Annotated in this window: 21 protein-coding genes and 1 pseudogene; 7 read left to right on the plus strand and 15 right to left on the minus strand. The window is 59.0% G+C overall.

Translation table 11 applies throughout. The features are described from left to right. Window positions 1-53 precede the first annotated feature (53 nt). From FHT29_RS27870 to FHT29_RS27890, 5 genes are all read right to left on the minus strand, one after another. Window positions 54-1,571 (minus strand): sugar ABC transporter ATP-binding protein, encoded by a 1,518-nt coding sequence (locus FHT29_RS27870; RefSeq protein ID WP_168600606.1) that lies wholly within the window; start codon window positions 1,569-1,571, stop codon window positions 54-56. After that, complete coding sequence (locus FHT29_RS27875; RefSeq protein ID WP_081999712.1) at window positions 1,568-2,593, minus strand: ABC transporter permease; 1,026 nt, start codon at window positions 2,591-2,593, stop codon at window positions 1,568-1,570. The genes FHT29_RS27870 and FHT29_RS27875 overlap by 4 nt, the downstream gene beginning before the upstream one ends. Window positions 2,594-2,609: 16 nt before the next feature. Continuing rightward, window positions 2,610-3,716 (minus strand): sugar ABC transporter substrate-binding protein, encoded by a 1,107-nt coding sequence (locus FHT29_RS27880; RefSeq protein ID WP_168600607.1) that lies wholly within the window; start codon window positions 3,714-3,716, stop codon window positions 2,610-2,612. A gap of 58 nt (window positions 3,717-3,774) precedes the next feature. Continuing rightward, window positions 3,775-4,836 (minus strand): 2-dehydropantoate 2-reductase N-terminal domain-containing protein, encoded by a 1,062-nt coding sequence (locus FHT29_RS27885; RefSeq protein WP_037198004.1) that lies wholly within the window; start codon window positions 4,834-4,836, stop codon window positions 3,775-3,777. Between the two features lie 101 nt (window positions 4,837-4,937). Further along, entirely contained in the window at window positions 4,938-5,972 is a 1,035-nt protein-coding gene (locus FHT29_RS27890; RefSeq protein ID WP_168600608.1) for a 2-dehydropantoate 2-reductase N-terminal domain-containing protein, read from the minus strand. Between the two features lie 471 nt (window positions 5,973-6,443). On the opposite strand from FHT29_RS27890, the gene FHT29_RS27895 reads away from it, so the two are divergent. After that, window positions 6,444-7,553, plus strand: a complete 1,110-nt coding sequence (locus FHT29_RS27895; protein WP_168600609.1) for a LacI family DNA-binding transcriptional regulator — start codon at window positions 6,444-6,446, stop codon at window positions 7,551-7,553. Between the two features lie 12 nt (window positions 7,554-7,565). Here the strand turns inward: FHT29_RS27895 and FHT29_RS27900 are convergent, their stop codons facing one another. The 6 genes from FHT29_RS27900 to FHT29_RS27925 form a co-directional block, all read right to left on the minus strand. Continuing rightward, on the minus strand, window positions 7,566-7,868 hold the full coding sequence (locus tag FHT29_RS27900; protein ID WP_037198001.1) for a putative quinol monooxygenase: 303 nt from the start codon (window positions 7,866-7,868) through the stop codon (window positions 7,566-7,568). A gap of 48 nt (window positions 7,869-7,916) precedes the next feature. Next, window positions 7,917-8,690 carry an SDR family oxidoreductase gene (locus FHT29_RS27905; RefSeq protein WP_168600610.1) on the minus strand — a complete coding sequence of 258 codons (774 nt, stop codon included), beginning with the start codon at window positions 8,688-8,690 and terminating at the stop codon, window positions 7,917-7,919. Window positions 8,691-8,902: 212 nt separating this feature from the next. Beyond that, window positions 8,903-9,679: an ABC transporter permease gene (locus tag FHT29_RS27910; protein WP_012650046.1), complete on the minus strand. Its 777-nt coding sequence runs from the start codon at window positions 9,677-9,679 to the stop codon at window positions 8,903-8,905. Further along, complete coding sequence (locus FHT29_RS27915) at window positions 9,666-10,487, minus strand: ABC transporter ATP-binding protein (protein WP_210255553.1); 822 nt, start codon at window positions 10,485-10,487, stop codon at window positions 9,666-9,668. Before FHT29_RS27915 ends, FHT29_RS27910 begins: the two co-directional genes overlap by 14 nt. Before the next feature lie 10 nt (window positions 10,488-10,497). Next, the gene (locus FHT29_RS27920; RefSeq protein ID WP_047563094.1) at window positions 10,498-11,499 is read right to left on the minus strand and encodes an ABC transporter substrate-binding protein; all 1,002 of its coding nucleotides are present in this window, start codon (window positions 11,497-11,499) and stop codon (window positions 10,498-10,500) included. Between the two features lie 52 nt (window positions 11,500-11,551). Next, complete coding sequence (locus tag FHT29_RS27925; protein ID WP_037197990.1) at window positions 11,552-12,634, minus strand: 4-oxalomesaconate tautomerase; 1,083 nt, start codon at window positions 12,632-12,634, stop codon at window positions 11,552-11,554. Between the two features lie 106 nt (window positions 12,635-12,740). On the opposite strand from FHT29_RS27925, the gene FHT29_RS27930 reads away from it, so the two are divergent. Beyond that, window positions 12,741-13,661 (plus strand): LysR family transcriptional regulator, encoded by a 921-nt coding sequence (locus tag FHT29_RS27930; RefSeq protein ID WP_037197987.1) that lies wholly within the window; start codon window positions 12,741-12,743, stop codon window positions 13,659-13,661. Between the two features lie 615 nt (window positions 13,662-14,276). Here the strand turns inward: FHT29_RS27930 and FHT29_RS27935 are convergent. Next, entirely contained in the window at window positions 14,277-15,086 is an 810-nt protein-coding gene (locus FHT29_RS27935) for an SDR family oxidoreductase (RefSeq protein WP_113134298.1), read from the minus strand. 47 nt (window positions 15,087-15,133) lie between these two features. On the opposite strand from FHT29_RS27935, the gene FHT29_RS27940 reads away from it, so the two are divergent. Then, window positions 15,134-15,517: a helix-turn-helix domain-containing protein gene (locus FHT29_RS27940; RefSeq protein ID WP_113134297.1), complete on the plus strand. Its 384-nt coding sequence runs from the start codon at window positions 15,134-15,136 to the stop codon at window positions 15,515-15,517. Between the two features lie 195 nt (window positions 15,518-15,712). On the opposite strand, the gene FHT29_RS27945 is transcribed toward FHT29_RS27940, so the two are convergent. Then, complete coding sequence (locus FHT29_RS27945) at window positions 15,713-16,693, minus strand: AraC family transcriptional regulator (protein ID WP_210255554.1); 981 nt, start codon at window positions 16,691-16,693, stop codon at window positions 15,713-15,715. A gap of 100 nt (window positions 16,694-16,793) precedes the next feature. Between FHT29_RS27945 and FHT29_RS27950 the strand changes: the two genes are divergently transcribed. Next, window positions 16,794-17,633 (plus strand): NAD(P)H-binding protein, encoded by an 840-nt coding sequence (locus tag FHT29_RS27950; RefSeq protein ID WP_113134296.1) that lies wholly within the window; start codon window positions 16,794-16,796, stop codon window positions 17,631-17,633. A gap of 100 nt (window positions 17,634-17,733) precedes the next feature. Further along, entirely contained in the window at window positions 17,734-18,165 is a 432-nt protein-coding gene (locus tag FHT29_RS27955) for a nuclear transport factor 2 family protein (RefSeq protein WP_113134295.1), read from the plus strand. 60 nt (window positions 18,166-18,225) lie between these two features. Here the strand turns inward: FHT29_RS27955 and FHT29_RS27960 are convergent. Both FHT29_RS27960 and FHT29_RS27965 read right to left on the minus strand, forming a co-directional pair. Then, window positions 18,226-18,549, minus strand: a pseudogene (locus FHT29_RS27960) (dioxygenase); the annotation flags it as partial. A gap of 54 nt (window positions 18,550-18,603) precedes the next feature. Then, window positions 18,604-19,527: an AraC family transcriptional regulator gene (locus FHT29_RS27965; RefSeq protein WP_113084890.1), complete on the minus strand. Its 924-nt coding sequence runs from the start codon at window positions 19,525-19,527 to the stop codon at window positions 18,604-18,606. Between the two features lie 162 nt (window positions 19,528-19,689). On the opposite strand from FHT29_RS27965, the gene FHT29_RS27970 reads away from it, so the two are divergent. Further along, entirely contained in the window at window positions 19,690-21,003 is a 1,314-nt protein-coding gene (locus tag FHT29_RS27970) for an MFS transporter (protein ID WP_113134294.1), read from the plus strand. Between the two features lie 54 nt (window positions 21,004-21,057). Continuing rightward, on the plus strand, window positions 21,058-21,909 hold the full coding sequence (locus FHT29_RS27975) for an SDR family oxidoreductase (protein WP_168600611.1): 852 nt from the start codon (window positions 21,058-21,060) through the stop codon (window positions 21,907-21,909). The last annotated feature ends 20 nt before the right edge of the window (window positions 21,910-21,929 follow it).

A 21,929-nucleotide genomic window follows, 5' to 3' on the forward strand; every position in this document is an offset into this window, starting at 1 on the left:
CGTTCTTCCCTTATTCCAAATTCAGCTTCGAAGCGAAACCTGGCCAAGCCACATCAGACCATAGCCGCGACGACTTCCTCTTCCTTCGGCATGGCTCCATCCGTCAGGTCGAAACGGGCGGTGATCTCGCCGTCCCGCATGACGACGATTCGGTCGGAAAGCTCCAACAACTCGGAGATCGTGTCGCCGACGAAGACGATCGACAGGCCTTTGTCGGCCTGCTCCCGGATGACGGCAAAGAGGTCGTCCCGCGCGCCGGGATCCAGCCCCCGGCTCGGATGGTCGAGCAGGAGAACCTTGAGTTTCCTGGCCATCAGCCATTTTGCAAGCACAGTCTTCTGCTGGTTGCCGCCGCTGAGGCTGGAGATGGGCGCATAGGGCGTGTGCATCTTCACCTTTAGACGCTTCATCCATTCGAGCGCGACCGGCCGCTCCTTGCCGCGCCGCAAAACGAGGGAGCGCCAGCCGTAGTCCAGCCCGAATGTGAGAACGGCATTCTCGAACAGCGATCGGCTCGGAAGCATCCCTTCGGCGCGGCGGTCTGCCGGAAGATATCCGATACCCTGCCGAACCGCGGTTCGCGGGCTGGTCGGATTTGCCGCCCTGCCCTCGATCGCGATCCCTCCCGCATCGACGCGCTCGGCGCCAAAGACTGCCCGGCAAACTTCCTCGGCCCCGGAGCCGAGCACGCCGGCAATGCCGAGGATTTCGCCGCGCCGAAGTTCGAAGTTGATGTTGCGAAAATGCTGACCACTGCTCAGCCGCTCGATCTTGAGCACCGGCGTCGAGGCCTGCGCTGCGGGCTTCCGATCCGACCTGGCATCGGTAACCCGCTGCCGACCGACCATCAGTTCATAGAGTTCATTGCGGTCAACCGAACCGCTGTCTCTCTCGGCCACCTTGCGGCCGTCGGTCATGACGACGATGCGGTCGCTGATTTCCAACACCTCTTCCAGGCGATGCGACACGAAGACGATCGTCGCGTTGCCGCGCAATCTATTGATCTGCTTGAAGAGAAGCTTGATCTCATCCGGCGTCAAAACCGAGGTTGGCTCGTCGAACAGGATAATCGGCGGTCTGTCGACGAGTTCCTCGATCGCCAGAACCTTGGCGAGTTCGACCTGCTGGCGCTCGGCAAACCGCAAATCCTCCACAAGCGCGCGGGTCGGCAGCTCGACCGAGATCTTATGCAGCTGCGCCTGTGCGGCCTTGTTCAGAGCGCCCCATCGGTAGAGGCCGTTTCTCGTGGCAGGGTGCGGCTTGTCGAGGAAGATGTTTTCCGCAACGGTCAGGTTGGGGATCAGGGACTGCTCTTGATGCACCATGCCGATGCCGTAGCGACTAGCTGTCGTGGCCGAATCCAGGACGATCGCCTGCCCGTCGAGAATGATCTCACCTTGGTCCGGCGCCGCAAGCCCCGCCAATATCTTCAGCAGTGTGGACTTGCCTGAGCCGTTTTGGCCGATCAACCCGAGCACCTGCCCCGCGCGAATTTCCAAATCGATGCCTTCGAGCGCGACGACACTGCCGTAGGTCTTGCGGACACCTTTGAGAACGAGCGAGCCTGTCATTTTACGACCCTCAGTTTGCGGCGGCGATGCCAGCCGCCTGCGGCGACGGCGATCACGATGACCGAGCCGCTGATGATGTGGCGGGTGTAGGGACCGGCGCCGATCTGGATGAGGCCATTGTTCAGCACCTCCAGAATCAAGGCACCGAGCGCGGATTGAACCGCGCCGCCGCGTCCGCCCGTCAGCACGGTGCCGCCAAGAACGGCGGCACTGATGGCCGGAAACAGAAGTCCGCTGCCGATATTCGCATTCCCGGTGCTGAGCTGTGCGGACAGCAGCACGCCGCACATACCGGCCAGCAGACCGCAAATCGAGAAGGCGGCGATCTTGACCCATCGAATTCGCAGGCCGGAAGCCACGAGCAGGCCTTCGTCGCCGCCGATCGCGTAGATCATGCGCCCGAGCCTCGTGAAGTTCAGGACCAACTGGCTGACGACGATGACGGCGAGTGCGATGTAGACGACCAAGCTCAAATCGAAGAGCCGCAGGCGGGCGAGGTTGAGAATGAGCGGATCGTTGATTTGCGGGACACGGGCGGGAAACAGGACTGCCGCGATGCCCAGCCCGACGAACCAGGTTCCGAGCGTCACGATCAGGGACGGCATCTGCAGCACCGCATTGAGGACGGCGTTGAAAAGGCCGAAGGCGAGGCCAACGGCCAGCGCCGCCAGCAATCCGACCATGCCGTAATCGTTGCCGTTGACCCCGTTTGCGACGAGAAGGGCAACGATCATGCTCGTCGTCGCCATGGTGCCTTCCAGCGAGAGATCGATGGATCCCATGATGACGACAAAGCTGATGGCAGCGGCGAGAATTGCGGGAACCGCCGCTGCCTCCACCACGGATTTGAGGTTGTCGACCGTAAAGAAGCTACCGCTTACCAGCTGGAAGCCCACAGACAGCACGATGAGCGCCACAACAGGGCCTGCAAACTGGTTCCATGACGATTTGCTTCTGATCTCGCCAAAAAGCGTCAGCGAGCGAGCGACCGTTTTGGAGTTCATACTGGTAGCGGCCTCCATCGACCCCTCCTTCCGATTATTTGTTCTCGTTTGCGCCTTCCGGAATCTGACCTGCCGAGTCCTTCCAGAAGTCCTTCTTGATTTCGTCGTAGGTGTATTTCGGCGCGTTCTTCTTCAGGTCGAGATACTTATCGACATTGTCCTTGGTCACGACATCCTGCTTGAGGTAGAAGTCGCGCTGCGCATGGCTCAGCTTCTCGGCATCGATGTCGCCGACCGCGGCCGCATAGGCGAGCGACATGGAAACCGCGCCCTGCAAGACCGGATCGTTCCAGACGGTCGCCAGCATGTCGCCGTTCTTGACCATTTCCAGCCCGATATTCGAACCGTCAGAACCGGTGACCAGAACCTTGCCGTTCAGTCCCTTTTCCTTCAGCGCGGCGACTGCGCCGCGGCCCATGGCATCGTTGGACGCGAAGACGCCCTTTAGCTGATCCCCATAGCGGGCAAGCCAGGTACGGGTGATATTTTGAGCCTTGGTTTCTTGCCAGTCGCCCACCTGCGTGTCGACAAGCTCCAGGCCAGGGCATTCCTTCAGACCCTTTTTCAGGCCGGCGATGCGCTGATAGGCCGGCGGGGTTGACGGCACGCCTTCGATCGCGGCGATCTTCCCCTTGCCGTTCAGCGCCTTGCAAAGCGCCATGACCTGGTAGTAGCCGGACATCACACCGTCGAAGGAGGTATGGGCGACCCAATATTTGGAATCCGTATCCCAGGGATGGATGTCCTCGGGCCGATTCCAGATCGTGACGACATGGACCTTCGACTTGGCCGACCGGTTGACAACAGCCTTGACGAAGGCATTCGACGACGGATCGGTGGCAAGAGCGCACTGATTGCAGCCAGCGGAATAGGTGGCCCCGAGCTGCGCGAGCAGCTGATCGCCCTGATAGTTGCTGGTGAGCACGGTCGGATCCTTGCCGAGCGACTCGCCAATGTCCTTCACGCCCTGCAGATATTCCGACCAATATTCGGAAGCCGTCTCGTCGATGCCGACGATTAGCTTGCCGCCCTTCGCCTCACCGGCGTTCGTATGCGCGGCTGGGATTGCGACGCTCGCGCAGACCGCCGCGGACGTTAGAAGCCATCGCGCGATGGCGCCGCATTTCAGATGCGATTTCATGCCATTTTCCTCCTCAGGTTAAAAATTGATGCTTTGCCTGCCGCGTGACCACCGGGACTTATCGACGCTCGGCCACGACCCGATATGTTTCGATCAATAGGGCTGCATTCTCTGGTCGCGCTTCGATCCGGCCGGCCTCGATATCGTAGGCGACCTCCATAACGCGCTGATTCACCGGCGCTTTCTGGCCATGGGCACGAAGGATATCGACGACCCATCCGTTAACCTCCTGCACCTCGGCGCGGCGCCCCTTGCGCCAGTCCTGCAGTGACGTCGTCAGCGTGTCAGCCTGCGAGAAGGTCTTCAGTACCTCTTCGAAAATCTGATCGACATAACGCTCCGGATGGTTCGTCGTGACCGGCGGCATGCCGATGATCGGGACGATCTTGGCGCCGTCCGCTAATGCTGCCTGCATTGCCTCGTATCCCGCCGCCCGCATGACCTCGAGCATGCCGGGTGCGCGCGCAGCATCCGCCAGCGGCAGGTTGATGATCGCCGATGGAATAAGCTCGGCGGCATTGACAACGAGCTTCATCCACTTTGCGGAACGAATGTCTTCCATCACCTCGACCGTGCCAGAATTCCGCAGCAAATCGGCGACGTCTTCCACCCGCTCCTGCGTCTTGGGGTCGAGCGCGCCGAGTGCGAACCACGACGTGTCATGATCGTTCTGCCGGTTCGTGACGCCGGGAACGAACATGTTGGAAGCGATCTCGATCACAGCACCGATCGTCCGCTCGCGACCAACCACGGCCGCGATGTCTTCATGCGTCATGCCATTCTGAAGCCCGACGATCACTCCGTCCGGAGCAAGGCAGGGCTCGATAAGCTGGCATGCCCACTTGGTGTCGTAGGCCTTGACCACGAGAAAAACGACGTCGAAAGGCTCCTTGATTTCCGCCACCTGGCAGAGATGCAGAGCCGGGACCTTCGCATTGATGGTGCGGCTCGGCAGGTTCACGGTGATCCCGTGCTCGCGGATGGCCATGACATGGTCAGGCCACTGCTCGATGAAGGTGACGTCGAGCCCGGCCAATACGAAGTCGGCCCCGATGGACGCGCCTTGTGCCCCTGTTCCCAGAAATGCGATCCGCGGGCCGCGCGCCTTATCCCAACCCATATGACTCTCCTTCTCCGATGGCGTGCGGCTCGTGCACGCAATGTTTCAGTCAATCCTGTCCGGTCTGGCGGACCCTTGAACCTCAGTTCGCAAGCGCCTTGTCACGTCGCAAAGAGGGAACTGTTCGTCACCTGCGCCGTCAGACTTCCTTGCTCGATCGAGCGGGCGATCTCGACGATCCGGCGGTTGACCGGAGCGCCCTGCCCCGCTCTTTCCAGCGTCTCCACCACATGTCCGTTGATATCCAGGACCTCTCCGCGCCGACCCTTGTGCCAGTCCTGGAGGACTGTCGTCAGCGTATCCGGCATCATGAAGGTCTTAAGCACCTCGTCGAAGATCTCGTCGACATAGCGGTCGGGATCATTGGTTGTCGTCGGAGGCATGCCAAGGATCGGAACAATGCTTGCGCCGTCAGCCTGCGCCGCGCGCATCGCCTCATAACCGGCTGCTCGCATCACCTTTGCCATCCCTGGTACCCTGACCGCCTCCGCAAACGGCAAATTGAGGATCGCGGACGGAACCAGTTGCGCGGCATTAACGATCAACTTCATCCACTTGGCAGAGCCGATATCGTCCGTAACCTCGACGCGGCCGCTCAGCCGCAGCAATTCGGCAACTCTTTCCACACGCTCGCGATTTGCCGGATCGAGCGCGCCGAGCGCAAACCAGGACGTATCACGATCGTTCTGCCGGTTTATCACGCCGGGAGTGAACATGTTGGAGGCCATGTCGAATACGGCCCCAACCGTTCGCTCAGCGCCGACGACGGACGCGATCGCACGCTGCGTCATTCCGTTCTGGACACCGACGACGAGGCCGTCGGACGCAAGAACCGGCTCGACAAGCTGACATGTCCAGCGGGTGTCATAAGCCTTGACCACGAGGAATATGACGTCGAAGCGCTCCCGCAATTCAGCCACCTGGCAGAGATGTTTTGCGCGAACGTTTGCATTGATGGATCGCATAGGCATGTTGACGCTGATACCGTGTTCGTTCATTGCGTCGACATGCTCCGGCCATTGTTCGATGAACGTCACGTCGAGGCCCGCAAGCGCAAAGTCGGCGCCAATCGAAGCGCCCTGCGCGCCGGTGCCAACGAATGCGATCTTCAAATTGCGCTCAGATTCCCAAGACATTGTGCGTCTCTCCATGTCCGGCACCGCACTGTGCCGTTCCATCCGAAGGCATGGTTAGAGAGCACAGCCGATTGAGTCAAGTGCAAACGTTTGCTCAAATAGTTTACAAATACACGTGCAAAAAATATGCCTTTTGTCGATTTTTATAAAATATCCAATTGCTTATGAAAATTTTCGATTAGAGCAATCGTTTGTTTAAAACTAAAAAGTTTTTTCAACGGTCCCACGATTTGGAAAAAGTGGGCCGGCAAAAAGACGCGCTCAGAGCCTGCCGACTGCACCCGTCGCTTACCAAAAGAGGAAAATTAAGAACAGGATCCAAAATCAACGATTGCATAGACAGAAATAGCTCATTCGCCAGGGGTGGTCGCAAATCGGCCGGCGGCACTCTATGAGCCACCTTGTGTGCAAAGGTTTGATCGCATATTTTTCCAGTTAATCGAATCCGAATGTTGAAGTAGTCGGCACCGAATGAGCGATACCCCGCAAGGTCACCAGAGCAAACGCCCGCGCGTCACCATCGTCGACGTCGCCAACGGCGCCGGCGTGCACGTCTCGACGGCGTCGCGTGCGCTGAATCCCGGGACGAGCCATCGGATATCGAGCAAGGTCGTCCGGAAGATCGAAAAGGTTGCCGAGCAACTCGGCTACAAGCGCAACAGTCTCGCCTCCAGCCTTCGGACACAGAAGACGGGAACGATCGGCCTCATCGTCCCCAATCTCAGCGACCCCCTGTTTTCTCCCATCATCGCTTCCGTAGAAGAACGCGTCGCGGAAGATAGCTATGTCACTTTCGTCGCGAACTCGGACTACAGTCCCGTCAAACTCAGATCGATCGTCGAACGCATGAGCAGCCAGTTCGTCGCCGGGCTGGTCGTCGCAAGCTTCGAGTTGAATGACCCCTCGGTCGAGCTTTGCCTGGAACTGGGCATACCGACCGTCGCCGTTCTTCGGGATCCTCGGCACTCCCGGATGTCTTCGGTCGCGATGGACGATGCGGCAGGCGTTCAGGCGATGGTCGAGCACGTTCTTGACCTGGGTCATAAGGACATCACCTATGTAACACCGCCGCTCGCGGCCTCCACCGCTCAAAACAGGCTGGCGGGGTTCAATGCAGCGACCCGCCTTGCGAAGGCGGCCGGTTGCCGTTTCGATGTCATTGAAGCGCGAGCCTATGATGTAGCGGAAGGTGAGCGGATCATGGGACATATGCTTGCATCCGGACTGACCAGTACCGCGGTCCTCGCCTTCAACGACCTGCTCGCCGTCGGTTGCCTCGTCGCCCTGAAGTCGGCTGGCGTCGCTTGTCCCGAACAGATTTCTCTTGCCGGCGTCAACGATCTACCGTTCATGAATCTGTTGTCGCCGCCATTGACCACTTTGCACACCGCCGGCCGCGATCTCGGATTCGAGAGCGCTGACCTGCTGATGAGCCTGATCAAAAATCACTCGCAACCGGTTAAGCGCATCCTCCTCACCCCTCATCTGGTGCTAAGAGGCAGTACCGGACCGGCACGCAAGCCTGGATCGAGTTCCGATCCTTCGGCGATTGTTACCCGATCGGATCCCATAAGTGTTTGAACCTGACGGATGTCATCGCGGCGAAATCATCGTCAATAGGCGGATGTCCGGGTCTACTTTGAAAAACTCGTTCTTTCGTACAATCAATTCCTTGAGATACGGCGTTTCCATATGCTCATCCAACGCTGCACGATCGATCCAATTTTCATAGAAGGCAAAGTTCGCAGGGTCTTCCTGGCTCTGGTGCAAATGATAATCGACGCAGCCCGCCTCCGCGCGCGTGCGCTCGATCAGCGACATCAGAAATTCCTTGGTGTCCTGGATCTTATCCGGGCGCGCCACCAGATGCGCGATGACCGTTAGCTGGTCCGACATTCGTTCTTCTCCCCTGAACTTCCAATTCGCGTCTCAATCACCGCGTGGTTAAGTGAATCGGCAGCCGCCGTTGACGTCCAGCGTCGCGCCTATGAAATAGTTGGCGTCGTCGGTAGACAGAAAATGAATTGCAGATGCTATCTCCGCCGTTTCCGCAGGACGACCCATCGGGATCTTGCCCCATTCGATCTCACGCATCTCATCGGCGGAAATCCCGCGCTTTTCGGCCTCAACCGCAAGCGCGTTGAAATGCATCGGCGTGTTGATATTGCCTGGAGCAACGCAGTTTACCCGGATATCCGGCGCAAGTTCCGCGGCGACACTCTGCGTCAGCGAAATCAATGCGGCTTTCGATGTGCAATAGGGGCTGAAGTAGGCATGTCCTTCACGGCCCCAGAAACTGGCAACATTCACGATGGAAGCCTTGCCCGCCTTCCGCAGCAACGGCACACACGCGCTGATGAACTTGACGTTCGCGCGCAGATTTACGTTGTGCACTCGGTCCCAGAGGGCCATGTCCAAGTTCTCGATGCTGACGGCCGGATGGTTGATCGCCGCCACGAGCCCTAGAAAGCGCAACGGAATGCCGGTCTCAAGGGCCGTCTTCGCAATCTGGTCGACCTCTTGATCATTCGCGAGATCCATCTGAATACCGAGGCAGGCATGGCCGAACTCAGCTGAAAGGTCTTTCGCCAGACCGGCAATCTCAGCGGTCCGGTCGCAAAGAATCATCGACCACCCGCTCTCAGCGAAGCGTTTCGCTGCCGCCCGGCCAACTTCCCCCGCGGCACCTGTCAAAATGCAAAGTTTCATATCCGTCATATTGCGCCGCTCCTCCCAAGCCTTCGGGAGATGCTACAAACAATTTCGTGGTTGAGAACCGTGTAATTATCCATTTTGGACTTGGCTGTCCCTGAAGGGCTCTGTCTCTACCTGGCAGGGCCAACGCCAGGCGGAAGGACGGGTCGACAGGGCGGAATCCAACAGGAGGGCACCCAGCCAGGTTGCCCTCCTCAATTTCCCGGAGAGTGAACTCAGGCGGGACGCTCTTCGCCGGCGTTCGGACGCCAGGTGATGAGCTTCCTTTCGATGACATCGAGGATCAGGTCGATGATCAGAACGAAGACGGCGAGGATGATGATGCCTGCAAAAACACCGACGGCATCGAAGTTGCCTTCCGACCGGGCGATGAGGTAGCCGAGACCCGCCGATGCGCCGAGATATTCGCCGATGATCGCACCGACAACGGCAAAGCCGACGGAGGTACGCAGCGACGACAGGATCCAGGTTGCCGCGGCCGGGAAATACACGTGGCGAAGCAGGTCGGAACGCTTGGCGCCGAGGATGCGGGTATTGGATAGGATGACCGGGTTGACTTCGCGGACGCCCTGCATCGCGTTGAAGAAGGTGACGAAGAAGACCAGCGTGACCGCCAGTGCGACCTTCGACCAGAGGCCGAGCCCCAGCCACAGCACGAAGATGGGAGCGAGCACGACGCGCGGGATTGCGTTCACGGCCTTGATGAAAGGATCAAGAACTCTGGCGACGAACGGGCTGAGGCCAAGCCAGACCCCCGCCGCCACGCCGAGACCAGTCCCGATCAGGTAGCCAAGAACGGTCTCGCCGAGCGTGATGCCGACATGTTTGTAGAAACCGTGATCACTGATCCAGGTCGTCACTTGTTTGACGATATCCAATGGCGCCGGAAAGAAGAAGCGGTCGATCACCCCGGACGAAACCCCGAATTGCCAGCCGCCGAGGATGATCGCCAGAAGCGCCACCTGGATGAGACGAACGTTAATGGCCTGCATAGCTTTTCTCCACTTCGCCGCGCAGCGACGCCCAGATGTCGCGATAAAGGGTCATGAATTTCGGGTCGAGCTTGATTTCGGCGACATCGCGCGGCCGTTCGAGATCGACGCCGAAGGTTTCGATTACCCGGCTCCTGGGGCCGGCGGCCAGAACGGCGACACGATCGCCGAGTGCAATCGCCTCCTCGAGATCATGCGTGATCATGACCACGGCGCGGCGGTCTTCCTGCCACAGCTTGAGAAGCTCATTCTGCATGAGATGGCGGGTATGGATGTCTAGCGCCGAAAACGGCTCGTCCATGAGGATGACCTTGGGCTCGGTGATCAAGGCCTGCGCCATCTGCACGCGTTTGCGCTGCCCGCCGGAAAGTTGGTGGGGAAACCGGGTTTCAAAGCCCTTGAGACCGACCTTTTCAAGCCATCCCATGACTTTTTCGCGCCGTTCGCCGGCGGACACGCCACGAAACCGCAGCCCAAGCTCGACGTTCTCATAAGCCGTCTTCCAGGGAAGGAGCGCGTCCTGTTGAAAGAGATAGCCGATATTGTTCTGCACGCCCTTCACTGCAGCGCCGTCGATCGAGACCCCGCCTACCGAAGGCTTCAAAAGGCCGGCGATGGCGTTGAGGATGGTGGACTTGCCACAGCCCGTCGGTCCGACGATGGAGAGAAATTCTCCGTCGCCGACGGTCAGGTTGACGTTTTCGACGGCCACGAACGATCCGAACGCCATGGTGACGCCGCTGATGGAAACCATGGGTGTCGGGTTTGATTGGGCCACGGCCTGAATTTTCCTTGCTGTCACTGACATTGGAGGCCTCTTAGTTGGCGGCGCGCAGGGCTGCGGCCTCTACGAACCTGTTCGTGTAGGTGGCATTGAGATCGATTGTTGCCTTGTGAACGCTCTCGTTGAAGCTCTTGAGAACGGCGAGCGGCGTCTCGGTATCTTGCGCGACGAACAGGCCGTCCTTCGAGAAGATCGCCTTGGCGTTCTCGACTGCCTTGATGTAGGTCGCCTTGTCGCCGGAGACGAAATCGTCAGGGAGCTGCTCGACGATTTCGGCTGCTGTGTGATTTTTCATCCAATGCAGCGCCTTCACCGTGGCGTTGGCGACCTTCTGGATCACCTCCGGATGGGCCTCGATATAGGCCTGGTTGGCATAGAGAACCGAGGTCGGATAGATACCGCCATAGACGGCCTTGGCGCCCTCATCGCTGCGAGCGTCGATCAGGATCTTGCCAATGCCGCGCTCGACGACGATCGTTGCAGCCGGATCGTAGTTGACAAGAAGGTCGACTTTGCCCTGCTGCAAGGCCGCCACTGCAGCCGCGCCGGAGCCGACGCCGATGATCGAGATATCGTTTTCGGTCAGGCCATGCTGCTGAAGATAATAGCGAATGAAGAAATCGGACGACGAACCCGGCGCCGTGATGCCGATGCTCTTTCCCTTGATCGTTGCCGGCTTGGCCGGATCGAAATCGGTGTCGTTCTTTCCAACGAGGACCAGCCCCGAATTGCGGGCGAGCTGTACGAAGCCGACGACATGCTTGCCCTGCGACTGCATCTGGATCGTGTGATCATAAAAGCCAACGGCGACGTCGGTCGAGCCAGCGACAAGAGCCTGCAGGACCTTGGAGCCTCCTTGAGCAAAATTCTCCGTAGTCACCTCCAGCCCCTCTTCCTTGTAGAAGCCAAGGCTTTCGGCAACGGGGAACGGCAGGTTATTGAGATTATAAGAGCCGACGCTCATCCGAACCGGCTCGGCATGAGCGACGCCGGCAAGCACCATGATGGCGGCTGCCGCGAGCAGACAATTGCGCATGAAATTTCCTCCCTGACTATATCCGGTCCTCACCGGATCGATTGGTAATGATCTAGGCCGCGTGTTCGACAAACCCGGCGGGCTTGGCAAACGCATAGCCTTCGAAAAGACGACGCGCGGTTCGCACGAGACCGGCCACGGTCACGCCGCCGCGCGTCTCCAGCTCGACGTCGAGACGGCCGCCCGGATGTTCAATCCGCACAGTCGCCGGAAGAGATGAGCCGCCTACAAGATCGGCGGCAATCGTCCCCGGCGTGACAACCGCAGTTGCTATGCCGACCGCCCCCGTCGTCGCAAGGGCCGGATGGCAATCGTTCGGCATGAAATAACGAACCGCAAGTGTACCGCCCTTCTGCGGCGGCGCAATCAGGACCGGCTTCGGAATGACCTTGTCCGACACATCGCCCATGCCCATGATCTTGCCGGCCCGGATGCGGATCGCCGACATGCGTGCGATCAGCTCGCTATTCCTGGACAGCGTCGCGGCGTCTTCATATCCAGTGACTCCGAGATCGGCAGCGCGCATGAGCACCATGGGTATGGCGCAATCGATGATCGTCACCCTCATACCGTCAATGACATCCGATGCATTGCCGCTTGGAAGCAGTTTGCCGGTCTTGGCTCCCGCGGCATCGAGAAAGGTGAGCGCGATCGGTGCGGCAAGTCCCGGCACGCCGTCGATCGAGGCATCACCGAGATAGGTCACCTCCCCGTTGCGGGTCGGCACTTTCGCCTCGATCACCTTGCCGGTGTTGACATTGTGGATGCGTACGAGCGTTTCGGCTGCCCCGGCCTTCACCAGGCCGGCTTCGATGGAGAAAGGCCCGACGGCCGCCAGCATATTTCCGCAGTTCGGCGAGTAGTCGACGATCTGCCGGTCGGTCCGGACCTGAGCGAACAGATAGTCGACATCGGCGCCGGCAACGCTCGGCGGACCGATGATCGCCACCTTCGAGGTGACGGGATTTCCGCCCCCTATGCCATCGATTTGCAGCGGATGACCCGAACCCATGATCGACAGCAAGGCCGCATCGCGGCTGGCGGCGTCCGACGGCAGGTCCGCGCTCAAAAAGAACGGCCCCCGAGAGGTTCCGCCGCGCATCAAGACGCAAGGAATCCGCACCAAATCGTTCATAACAAACCTTCTAAGTTTCATAAAGTGGATCAATCCACCGGCTTGTTGCAATATGTGCAAGAAGCGGTTATTTGTGAAATGCAATTTTCGGAGGGATTATTTCATTATGAGCATCAATTGCGAGATTTTGGACCTTCGTGCATTCCAAGCCGTGGTCGAACTCGAGAGCTTTCATCGCGCGGCGGAGGCCTTGCACATCTCGCAGCCGGCTTTGACGCGCCGCATCCAGAAACTGGAACAATCGATCGGCGCGCCATTGCTCGACAGAACCACCCGCCATGTGGCGCCGACGGCCACCGGTCAAGAGATGATCCCTCTCGTTCGGCGCATGCTGGAGGAGTTCGACGGCTCGCTCTTTGCCATCAAGGACAGTGGATCACAGCGTCGCGGACTGATAACCATGGCCTGCGTACCGACCGCCGCCTTCTACTTCCTCCCGACCGTTATTCGCACCTTTGGCCGCGACTATCCTCACATACGGTTGAGGATCCGGGATCTGACCGCCAATGAGGGGCTACAAGCGGTGGCTCGAGGAGAAGTCGAGTTCGGTATCAACTTGATGGGCAATTCCGATCCGGATCTATCGTTCGAGCCGTTGATCGACGATCCATTTGTGTTGGCCATGCGCAAAGACCATCCGCTTGCCGCCTTTGACGAAATCCACTGGAACCAGCTCGAGGGCCACCCACTTGTTGTGGTCGATCGCTCCAGCGGCAACCGCACGCTTCTTGACGCGGCGCTCGCCCGGGCAAACCTCAGGCTCAACTGGTTCTACGAGGTGACCCATTTGAATACCTCGCTGGGGCTGGTCGAGGCGGGATTGGGAATTTCCGTGCTTCCAAGGCTGGCAACGCCGCAGGAAGAGCATCCGTTTCTCGTCACCCGCCCGATCGTCAATCCTGTCGTTACTCGGACGATCGGCATCGTCAGACGCAGGAGTGCCACCCTATCCCCCGCAGCCGACCGTTTCATCGATATGCTTTTGACGACCTGGAAACGGCCGGAACGAACAATTGCTGCGAACTAATCGCGTCGTTGCCGAATGTGAAACAGCATCCAAAATGCAGCCGCGTGACGACACGGCTTAAGTCGATGAATATATTCATTTGTTAGAAAACTACTGCTCGTTGCGGCGTCGCCCATTCCCCCTTTGATGCTCCGATTTCCCCATGTATGTCAAATGATGGTGGCGTACCGACATTGACGAAAGCTCTCGAAAGAGGGGGTAACCAACCTCACATGTCCACGAACCACACAAAGGGACTCGGCGCGGTCGTCGACCCCGTCGAACCGCATCTCCATTAGGAGCGAAGGTTTTCGCGCATCCACTCTTCGGTGGTTGTGACTTTTATGACATTTCGCTCTAAAGTTGTCGCGCTTCGGCCATGCCACGCCCCTTCCTTGGGCAAAGACCGCTCGATATTTTTTGATTTGATTGTCGGAGGTGCTCAATGATTTTGCCAGGATGGTCGAGCCCGGTATCATTAAGACGACGCTGGTTATCGCGGTGATCGCCAGTGCGGAAACGCTACTGTCGTCCGCGGCCGTCGATCGCATGGATGATGGCGTGTGGCACGCTATCATGAAAGCGGGCGTTCGACAGCGGAATGACTTGGTCTTGATTCGGCCCAATGCTGAAAGATCAAAGCCCTGGCCACATGCCGCCGTCAAGCCGCAGGTTTGCACCCGTTATATAGCTGGCTCGCGGACTTACGAGGAAAGCGATGGCATCAGCGATTTCCTCAAGCGTTCCAACCCTTCCCATAGGGACTTGGGCAAACATCGGCAGCACAATTTTCTCGATCTCGTTCCATGAAGCGTCTGAGGCAAGGCCTTGCCCGGCAGCGACCTTGCGGAAGCCTTCGTCCAACTTATCGCTATGGATGGTTCCGGGCGATACCGTGTTCGCTGTAATGCCATCCATGGCAACCTCCTTTGCCAACGAGGCCGTCATCGCGATCATCGCTGCCTTGGCGGCACCATAATCGGGCCTTTTCGCAGGAGCCATCATCGCCGCCATGCTGGAGATATTGACGATTCTTCCCCATTTGGCAGCCCGCATGCTTGGCAGCAGCCGAGCGGTCACCCTTACTGCCGCCAGCACGTTCCGGTCGTAACCGGATGCCCATGTCTCCGGGCGAGTGGTAATCCAGTCTTCCACCTCGCCGGAGCCGCCTGCGTTGTTGACCAAGATTTCGACTGGTTTCACGAAAGCCTGCGCATCATCGGTGAGCCCTTGTACGTCATCGTCATTCGTCAGGTCGCCAAAGACCGTATAGGCACGCCCACCCTGGGTGACGATGTCGTGGGCGACTTCTTCGGTACTGGTTTTGTTGCGGCCATGGACGATGACGATAGCACCCTCACGCGCCAAGCCTCTGGCTATTCCTTCGCCGATACCCTTGCTGCTTCCTGTGACAAGCGCAATTTTTCCATCAAGTTTCAAATCCACCTGGCAATTCCCATGTTAGTGCGATGCACCGATAAGGGGACAAGACGATGGACGAGGCAATTACGCACTTTAAAGTGCCTGTCGAACGAGAACCAAGGGAGGTTTGTCTCGGCCCCGATGGATCGGTTACACATGTCGCAAGGGTGCTTCGAATGATAACTGGTCGGTGGAAGCTACCTATCCTGTTCCGGCTCCTTGCCGAGCCGTCGATGCGGGCATCGCAATTCATGCGGGACATTCCTGACATCTCCCAGAAAATGCTGACACAACATCTTCGGGAGTTGGAGAATGACGGACTTGTCACGAGGCGTGACTTCGGCGAGCAGCCGCCCCGTGTCGAGTACGGTCTTTCAAGTGCTGGCCGTGGCCTTATGCCGGTCTTGATGTCAGTGCGGGAGTTCTCTCGGGACTACCCGGAAACGTCCGGCTGACGATCATGAGCGCTCAATGAACGCAAATGGCGCACAGGAGACGAGACCGTGCCTAACACGATGTCCGCTTTCAGGGAGGCGCGACGACGCCCTGTATGACCGACAAGACGGCGCTAAGCCGCCACGACAGCGTTTGGCCCTACGCGGGCGATTTTCCAGCGTGGGGGGCCTGGCAAGCAAATGCCGCCACACGTGTCAGCGGCCATGAAGCCCATAGACTGCTTCCGCTTCGTTACCAGAAACCAACGCTTGTTGCCGCCATATCCCGGGCGGATATCCGTGGTGGCGCCGGAAGGCTGCAGCGAAGGCATATGGCGAGCCATAACCAATTAGATCGGCGATCTCCGCCAGGCTCATTTCACTGCTGCGCAAGTAATCGCGAGCCAGGGTCATCCTCCAATCCGTCAGATATTGCATGGGGGCCTGGCCGAGCGCGTCACCGAACGCTCGTGCAAAGGCGGCGCGTGACAGTCCGCTGATCCTTGCAAGTTCGGGTACCGCCCATGCTCGTCTGGGGTCCTCGTGCATCCCTTGCAACGCTGCCTTTAGTCTGGGATCGGCCGAAGCGCGGTACCAGCGTGGAGTTGCGGCGCTCTGACGGAAAAAGGTTCGGATGGCGAGAACCAGAAGGATGTCCAAGAGCCGGTCCAGAACGGTGTTCTGCCCAGGCTCAGTGGAGGCTAGCTCACGGGAGAGCAGGCCGATCACGTCGCGCAGAGGGTCGCCGATTGCGGGCGACAATGGCATGACCTGCGGCAGCGCATTGAGCAGGCCGCTGCCGATATCTCCCGAAAAGCGATAGGCCCCGCACAGGAACACGGTCGCATGCGGGTCATCCGACAGCCCGTCAGCTTGAAAACGTGTTCGGAACCCCTCTGGCTCCAGGCAATCGGTTCCGGGTTCATGCCCGATGAAGTGATCAGGCCCACCGCGGACAAGTATCACGTCCCCCGGCGAGAGCCGCATCGGACCGTATGAGGCATCGTCAAGCCACAGCCATCCTTGTCCTTGCGCGACGGCATGCACGGCAAGCTGAATGGCGCCGCCGAGGCGCAAGCCCCACGGAGGCTTAGCAACGGTTCGGGCGAAAACGGCACCGGAGGCGCGTGCTCTCGTCAGATGGTCAACGAGCAAATCCATGTCCAGCGGAATAAACCAGGCAATCGTCTTGGTCAATTAATTGAGCGTTTCAATTAAAAGAATGAGAGATACGCAAATTGAGTCGCTCCCCGGTCATCGTCATTATTCGTCTACAATACACAAACGGAGGCGAGAGATGGCAAACTCACGAAACACGGCACTTGTACTCGGCGGGACCGGACGAACAGGCGCGCGCGTGGCAAAAAAACTCGTGGAACATGGCTTGAATGCACGAACAGCCGCCCGCCATGGCGCCAGCGTAATGTTCGACTGGGACAACCCCGATACGTATTCTGCGGCGCTGGACGGCGTCGACAGAGTTTACCTCGTTTCGCCCACCATGCGGGTCAAGTTCGCCGACCGAGTGGCTGACTTCCTCGATCTTGCCGAACAATCCAGGGTTCGTCACATAACCTACCTCAGCACCTACGGCAGTGATCGAGCACCGGCTGAGGTCGACATACACGCCGTCGAGCTTGATCTTGCGCGCCGCAAGAGTTTCAGTCATTCAATTCTTCGCCCGGCTTGGGTGATGCAGAACTTCAGCGACGAGCATTTGCCTCTCATCGGCGGGCAGATCACGGTGCCTACCGGCAGCGGCAGCGAGGCCTTTGTCGATGCCGAGGACATAGCGTCGGTCGCGGTCGCGACGCTGCTCACTCCTGCCGCTCATGCGGGCGCGACATACGCGCCCACTGGTCCCCAGTCGCTCAGCTTGGCCGACGTCGCCCACATAATCGCCAAAGTCGCCGGTTGCCCTGTGGCCCACAATGATATTGATCCGGAAGCCTGGATCGGCGCCGCGGTTGAAGCCGGGTTCGTGCCCGCCGATTATGCGGTCACGCTCCGCTGGCTAACCACGGCGGTCATCACCGGCAATGGTTCACGACCCAACGACGACGTCGAACGCGTCACAGGCAGACCGGCGACGACATTCGAACAGTTCGTGCGGCGAAACGCGACTGCGTGGATGTGAGGCGCGGCGCGGCGTCGGACCCTTCGGGTATCCGGCAGGATGACCGGCTTTGTCGACAGGCCGCAGGCGAACAATCCGAAAGATGCATGGAGATAACAAAATGTCAGGCGAGAATTATTCCTCCTACAAGGCTGCCCAACCCTATTTTGATCTTGTGCGAAGGGCACTGGGAGACCTTGTCGATGGTGAACACTTCTTCGATGTCGTTGCCGACGACATCGTTTACGAAGTCCGTTATGAATTGGGCTGGCCTCGCGTGATCTCCGGGCGCGCCCGCCTGATGCGACAGTTCGAGGGATATGTCGGTAATATCCAGCTCCGATCCGCCGATAATTTGATCGTCAACAAAGCGGATGGCGACGGGGTCGTCATCATTGAGTACGAGGTTCATGGAACGATCATCTCTACGGGTGCCGATTATGACAATCGGTTCTGCTCGATTATCGAATTGAAGAACCGGAAGATCGCGCATTGGAGAGACTACATGGACTCACACGCGGCTTGGAGCGCCTTGACAGCCGGCACCGCGTGACTGCGCTTTGATGCCGTCAAGGCGTAGCTTCATCGACGTCTGCTTTCAGGAAGACCCGGACTGCTGCACGTCGTAATAACCGTCATCGTCGGCCTGCCAGACATCGACAATGGCGTTGGCGGTCGGTTGGCCATCCGCCGATCTCACCACCCCGGAGACGTAAAGCAGCTCGCCCTCCATCGATGCCGAGATATCGGCGCCGACCTGCAATTCCGAGGCGTCCTGCACATAAAACGGACCGAGCACTGTCGTTTCGGTCGCGCCTTCCGGCATGCGGTGGTTGATGGCATAGACCAGCATGGAAATCCCGAGCGTATCGGAGAGAAGAATGAATTCCTGGCGCTTGGACGTGCAGATCCGTCCGGTTCGGGTGAGGAAATCGATCGTCTTCCCAGCTCGACCGCTTGCACCTTAGCCGCACACTGCTTCCTGATGCGATTACGCGGATCTCACGACGCGGCTCGCATATTCGTTGTGGAGGCGCTGTTGGTTCAGGGCATCCTGTTTGGGCGCGATGCCAAAGGTTCTCGAATATTCTCGGCTGAACTGCGACGCGCTCTCGTACCCGACCTTGTAGGCGGCTTCAGCAACATTGGCAGCCTGCGTGACCATGAGGCGGCGCGCCTCTAGCAGGCGTAGTTGCTTCTGGAACTGGAGCGGAGTCATCGAGGTCAGTGCCTTGAAGTGCTGGTGAAACGACGACGGGCTCATCCGCGCAACATCAGCCAACTGATCGACGCGCAAAGTTTCCGCGAAGTTGGTGTGCAACAGGGATACGGCCCTTACCACACGTTCGATGTTTGATTCCGGACAGGCAAGCTTGCAGATCTCGCCGCCATGTGGGCTGCTCAACAGCCAATAGCAAATCTCGCGCACGATCGAAGGCGCCAGGATCGGAATCGCCTTCGGAGTTGCCAGCAGTCGAACGAGACGTAGTATGCAATCGGCAAGCGGCTGATCCACTTTGGCGATAAAAGCGCAAGGACCGGTCGCGTCGGACTGCACTGGCGGCGTATCCAATTGTTCGAGAACCTCCCGCACGGTTGCGACGTCGAAATCGATCATGACGCCGACATAGGGCGTTGCGGCACTGGCCTCGACGATCCTTCCGGTCGCCGGGACGCCGACACTGACGACCAAGCACTCCATGCTGCGGTAGTTGAGATGTTCGTCGCCGAACTGCAACTCCTTCGCCCCTTCCAGCACGACGCATAGCGACGGCCGATAGATGTTTCGCATGGGCATCATCGATTGAAACGAGCGGACGATATTGAAGCCTTCAATGGCCGTCGGGAACAGGCCTTGTCCGCCCCCCTGGTCTTCGATGTAGGCGATGACGGCAGACAGCAATGGAGAATTCAAGCAAGGCTCCGGTTGTTTCAGGGGCCACGGCAACACGTGGCTTCTCGCCGGCATCATCGCCTCTCTTGCAGGAATAGGCAAATTTCTTGAAGGTTCGGGCATTCTGGTCATTGGACACTCCATCTAGCTTAAGGGTGCAACCAAGCGAGGAGTGACCCCAAGATGACAGAAATTGTCGCCCGGTCAATAGACCCGTTAGAGACACGAGCGCCGCCCGCTGCGTCCAGCCGGGAATACGCAAGAGGCCTGCGAGTGGCCGCCATATGCATCGTGCTTCTCCTGATCAACGCGTTCTCGCAGATCGATCGGATCCTTCCCTTCATCCTTGCGGAGAAAATCAAAGCAGACCTATCGCTGACCGACACTGAGATGGGCCTACTTACGGGCCTTGCCTTTGCGGTTTGCTACGCACTCCTCTCGTTGCCGCTCGCCCGCGCAGCAGATCGGGGATCTCCCCGGTTCGTACTGGCGTCCTGCGTCCTGGTCTGGAGTGTCATGACGACACTCGGCGGTTTTGCCGCCAGTTTCATGTTCCTGGCCCTCACACGCTTCGGCGTTGCGTTCGGAGAGGCTGGCGCAGTGCCTGCGGGTCATGCTCTCATCGTCCGCAAAATTGGCCCGGAGCGACGCGGTCTTGCAATCGGCCTGTTCGCCATGGGCATCCCACTCGGAACGATGGTGGGTTTTGCGGCAGGCGGCGCGATTTCAGATGTATTTGGCTGGCGCGTCGTTCTGATCGGTGCTGGAGCCATCGGCATCTTGATCGGATTGTTGACCATTCTTGTTGCCGGTTCCACTCCCCCTCCTCCAACAACAGCCGCTCGCGACGAACCCTTTCTGCGAACCAGCCTTGACCTGTTATCGTCTCCGGCCTTCCGCTGGTTGTTCACGGGCGCCGTTTTCCTTGGATTCGCAGCAGCCCCTTTCTATGCCTTCGCCATACCGTTTCTGATCCGCACCTACGGTTTTACCGCGACGGAGGTCGGCGTTTCGTTCGGCATGTTGCAAGGGTTGATGGGGATCATCGGTACATTGGGCGGTGGACGCTGGTTTGACTACGCTGTTCGCTCAGGCACCGGCAAAGTGCTCGGCCCGCCGGCAATTCTATTCCTGATCGCCAGCGTAACGACGATTGCGGCGCTGTTTGCACCGACCGGCTGGATGTCCATTGCGCTCTTCGTGCCCGGAATGCTGTCATTTTCGTTCATGTTGCCGTGGGGCTTCGGAGCCGCGCATCTGATCGCCGGTCCTGGACGGCAGGCACAGGCGACCAGCCTCGTCATGATTGGAAGCGGCCTCCTCGGGCCCGCACTAGGCCCTCTGATCGTTGGCATTGTCAGCGATGCTGCCAGCGCAGCCGATATTTCAAACGGCCTCGGCCTTGGCATGTTGATCGTGCCTTTGTCGACCGTGCTAGCAGGCATCACTCTCCTCATCGCAAACCAAAGGGTTGGCGCCTTCCTTCGCCAACCCTGACCGCGAGCCGCCATTGCGGGCTCAAACATTCGAAACTTCTTAGGAGATATTCCAATGTCCAACACAGACAATTCCCGGCGCACGTTCCTCGCCCTCGCGGCGGCCGTGCCATCCGCTATTGCCATGAGCGGTATTGCATCGGCTCAATCGTCCGATACCGGCGCTATCGCCCAACCAAGTGACAAGCGTGGCGCGATCGTCACCGGCTCTTCCCGCGGCATTGGGGCAGCCACCGCCCGGCGTCTGGCGCGGGACGGTTTCGCCGTGACTGTGAACTACCTTACCAATCGCGAGTTGGCCGAGCAGGTCGTTCGCGATATCGAGACAGCCGACGGCCGTGCCATCGTTCGCCAGGCAGATGTGGCGGATCCAGCTGCGGTCAAGGCTCTTTTCGACGCCAATGACGAAGCCTTCGGTGGCGTCGATATCGTCGTCAACAACGCCGGCATCATGAACGTCGGTCCTTTCAGTCAGATGACCGACGAGGCCTTTGACCGGATGATGGCCACCAATATCAAAGGCAGCTTTAACGTGCTGCGCGAGGCGTCACGACGCGTCCGCGATGGTGGCCGGATCATCAGCCTGAGTTCAAGTATTATCAAAATGAGCCCTCCCGGCACGGCAGCCTACGCTGCAACCAAGGCGGCGCAGGAGATCTACTCAAACGTTCTTGCCAAGGAATTGGGCGGTCGCAACATTTCGGTCAATGCGATATCGCCAGGCGCCGTCGATACCCAACTCTTGCGTCAGCACGGGGAAGAGGCGCTTCGCGGCATACCGGAAGCAACCCCGCTTCGTCGGCTGGGCCAGCCCGAAGATATCGCAAACGTCATAGGCCTTCTCTGCTCGCAGGACGGTGCGTGGATCGATGGTCAAAACGTCTTCGCGAATGGCGGTATCGCCTGACGGATGCCCGCTATGGCGTG

The organism is Rhizobium sp. SG741 (assembly GCF_012275435.1).
In the GTDB taxonomy this organism is placed as follows: Bacteria; Pseudomonadota; Alphaproteobacteria; order Rhizobiales; family Rhizobiaceae; genus Rhizobium; species Rhizobium lusitanum.

Bases quoted from the DNA above. Each gene is read 5' to 3' on its own strand.
- FHT29_RS27910 (WP_012650046.1), bottom strand. From the start codon at position 9,679: ATGCAGGCCATTAACGTTCGTCTCATCCAGGTGGCGCTTCTGGCGATC.
- FHT29_RS27870 (WP_168600606.1), bottom strand. From the start codon at position 1,571: ATGACAGGCTCGCTCGTTCTCAAAGGTGTCCGCAAGACCTACGGCAGT.
- FHT29_RS27925 (WP_037197990.1), bottom strand. From the start codon at position 12,634: ATGAACGATTTGGTGCGGATTCCTTGCGTCTTGATGCGCGGCGGAACC.
- FHT29_RS27880 (WP_168600607.1), bottom strand. From the start codon at position 3,716: ATGAAATCGCATCTGAAATGCGGCGCCATCGCGCGATGGCTTCTAACG.
- FHT29_RS27900 (WP_037198001.1), bottom strand. From the start codon at position 7,868: ATGTCGGACCAGCTAACGGTCATCGCGCATCTGGTGGCGCGCCCGGAT.
- FHT29_RS27875 (WP_081999712.1), bottom strand. From the start codon at position 2,593: ATGGAGGCCGCTACCAGTATGAACTCCAAAACGGTCGCTCGCTCGCTG.
- FHT29_RS27975 (WP_168600611.1), top strand. From the start codon at position 21,058: ATGTCCAACACAGACAATTCCCGGCGCACGTTCCTCGCCCTCGCGGCG.
- FHT29_RS27905 (WP_168600610.1), bottom strand. From the start codon at position 8,690: ATGACGGATATGAAACTTTGCATTTTGACAGGTGCCGCGGGGGAAGTT.
- FHT29_RS27950 (WP_113134296.1), top strand. From the start codon at position 16,794: ATGGCAAACTCACGAAACACGGCACTTGTACTCGGCGGGACCGGACGA.
- FHT29_RS27955 (WP_113134295.1), top strand. From the start codon at position 17,734: ATGTCAGGCGAGAATTATTCCTCCTACAAGGCTGCCCAACCCTATTTT.
- FHT29_RS27890 (WP_168600608.1), bottom strand. From the start codon at position 5,972: ATGTCTTGGGAATCTGAGCGCAATTTGAAGATCGCATTCGTTGGCACC.
- FHT29_RS27885 (WP_037198004.1), bottom strand. From the start codon at position 4,836: ATGGGTTGGGATAAGGCGCGCGGCCCGCGGATCGCATTTCTGGGAACA.
- FHT29_RS27915 (WP_210255553.1), bottom strand. From the start codon at position 10,487: ATGTCAGTGACAGCAAGGAAAATTCAGGCCGTGGCCCAATCAAACCCG.
- FHT29_RS27970 (WP_113134294.1), top strand. From the start codon at position 19,690: ATGACAGAAATTGTCGCCCGGTCAATAGACCCGTTAGAGACACGAGCG.
- FHT29_RS27895 (WP_168600609.1), top strand. From the start codon at position 6,444: ATGAGCGATACCCCGCAAGGTCACCAGAGCAAACGCCCGCGCGTCACC.
- FHT29_RS27940 (WP_113134297.1), top strand. From the start codon at position 15,134: ATGGACGAGGCAATTACGCACTTTAAAGTGCCTGTCGAACGAGAACCA.
- FHT29_RS27930 (WP_037197987.1), top strand. From the start codon at position 12,741: ATGAGCATCAATTGCGAGATTTTGGACCTTCGTGCATTCCAAGCCGTG.
- FHT29_RS27920 (WP_047563094.1), bottom strand. From the start codon at position 11,499: ATGCGCAATTGTCTGCTCGCGGCAGCCGCCATCATGGTGCTTGCCGGC.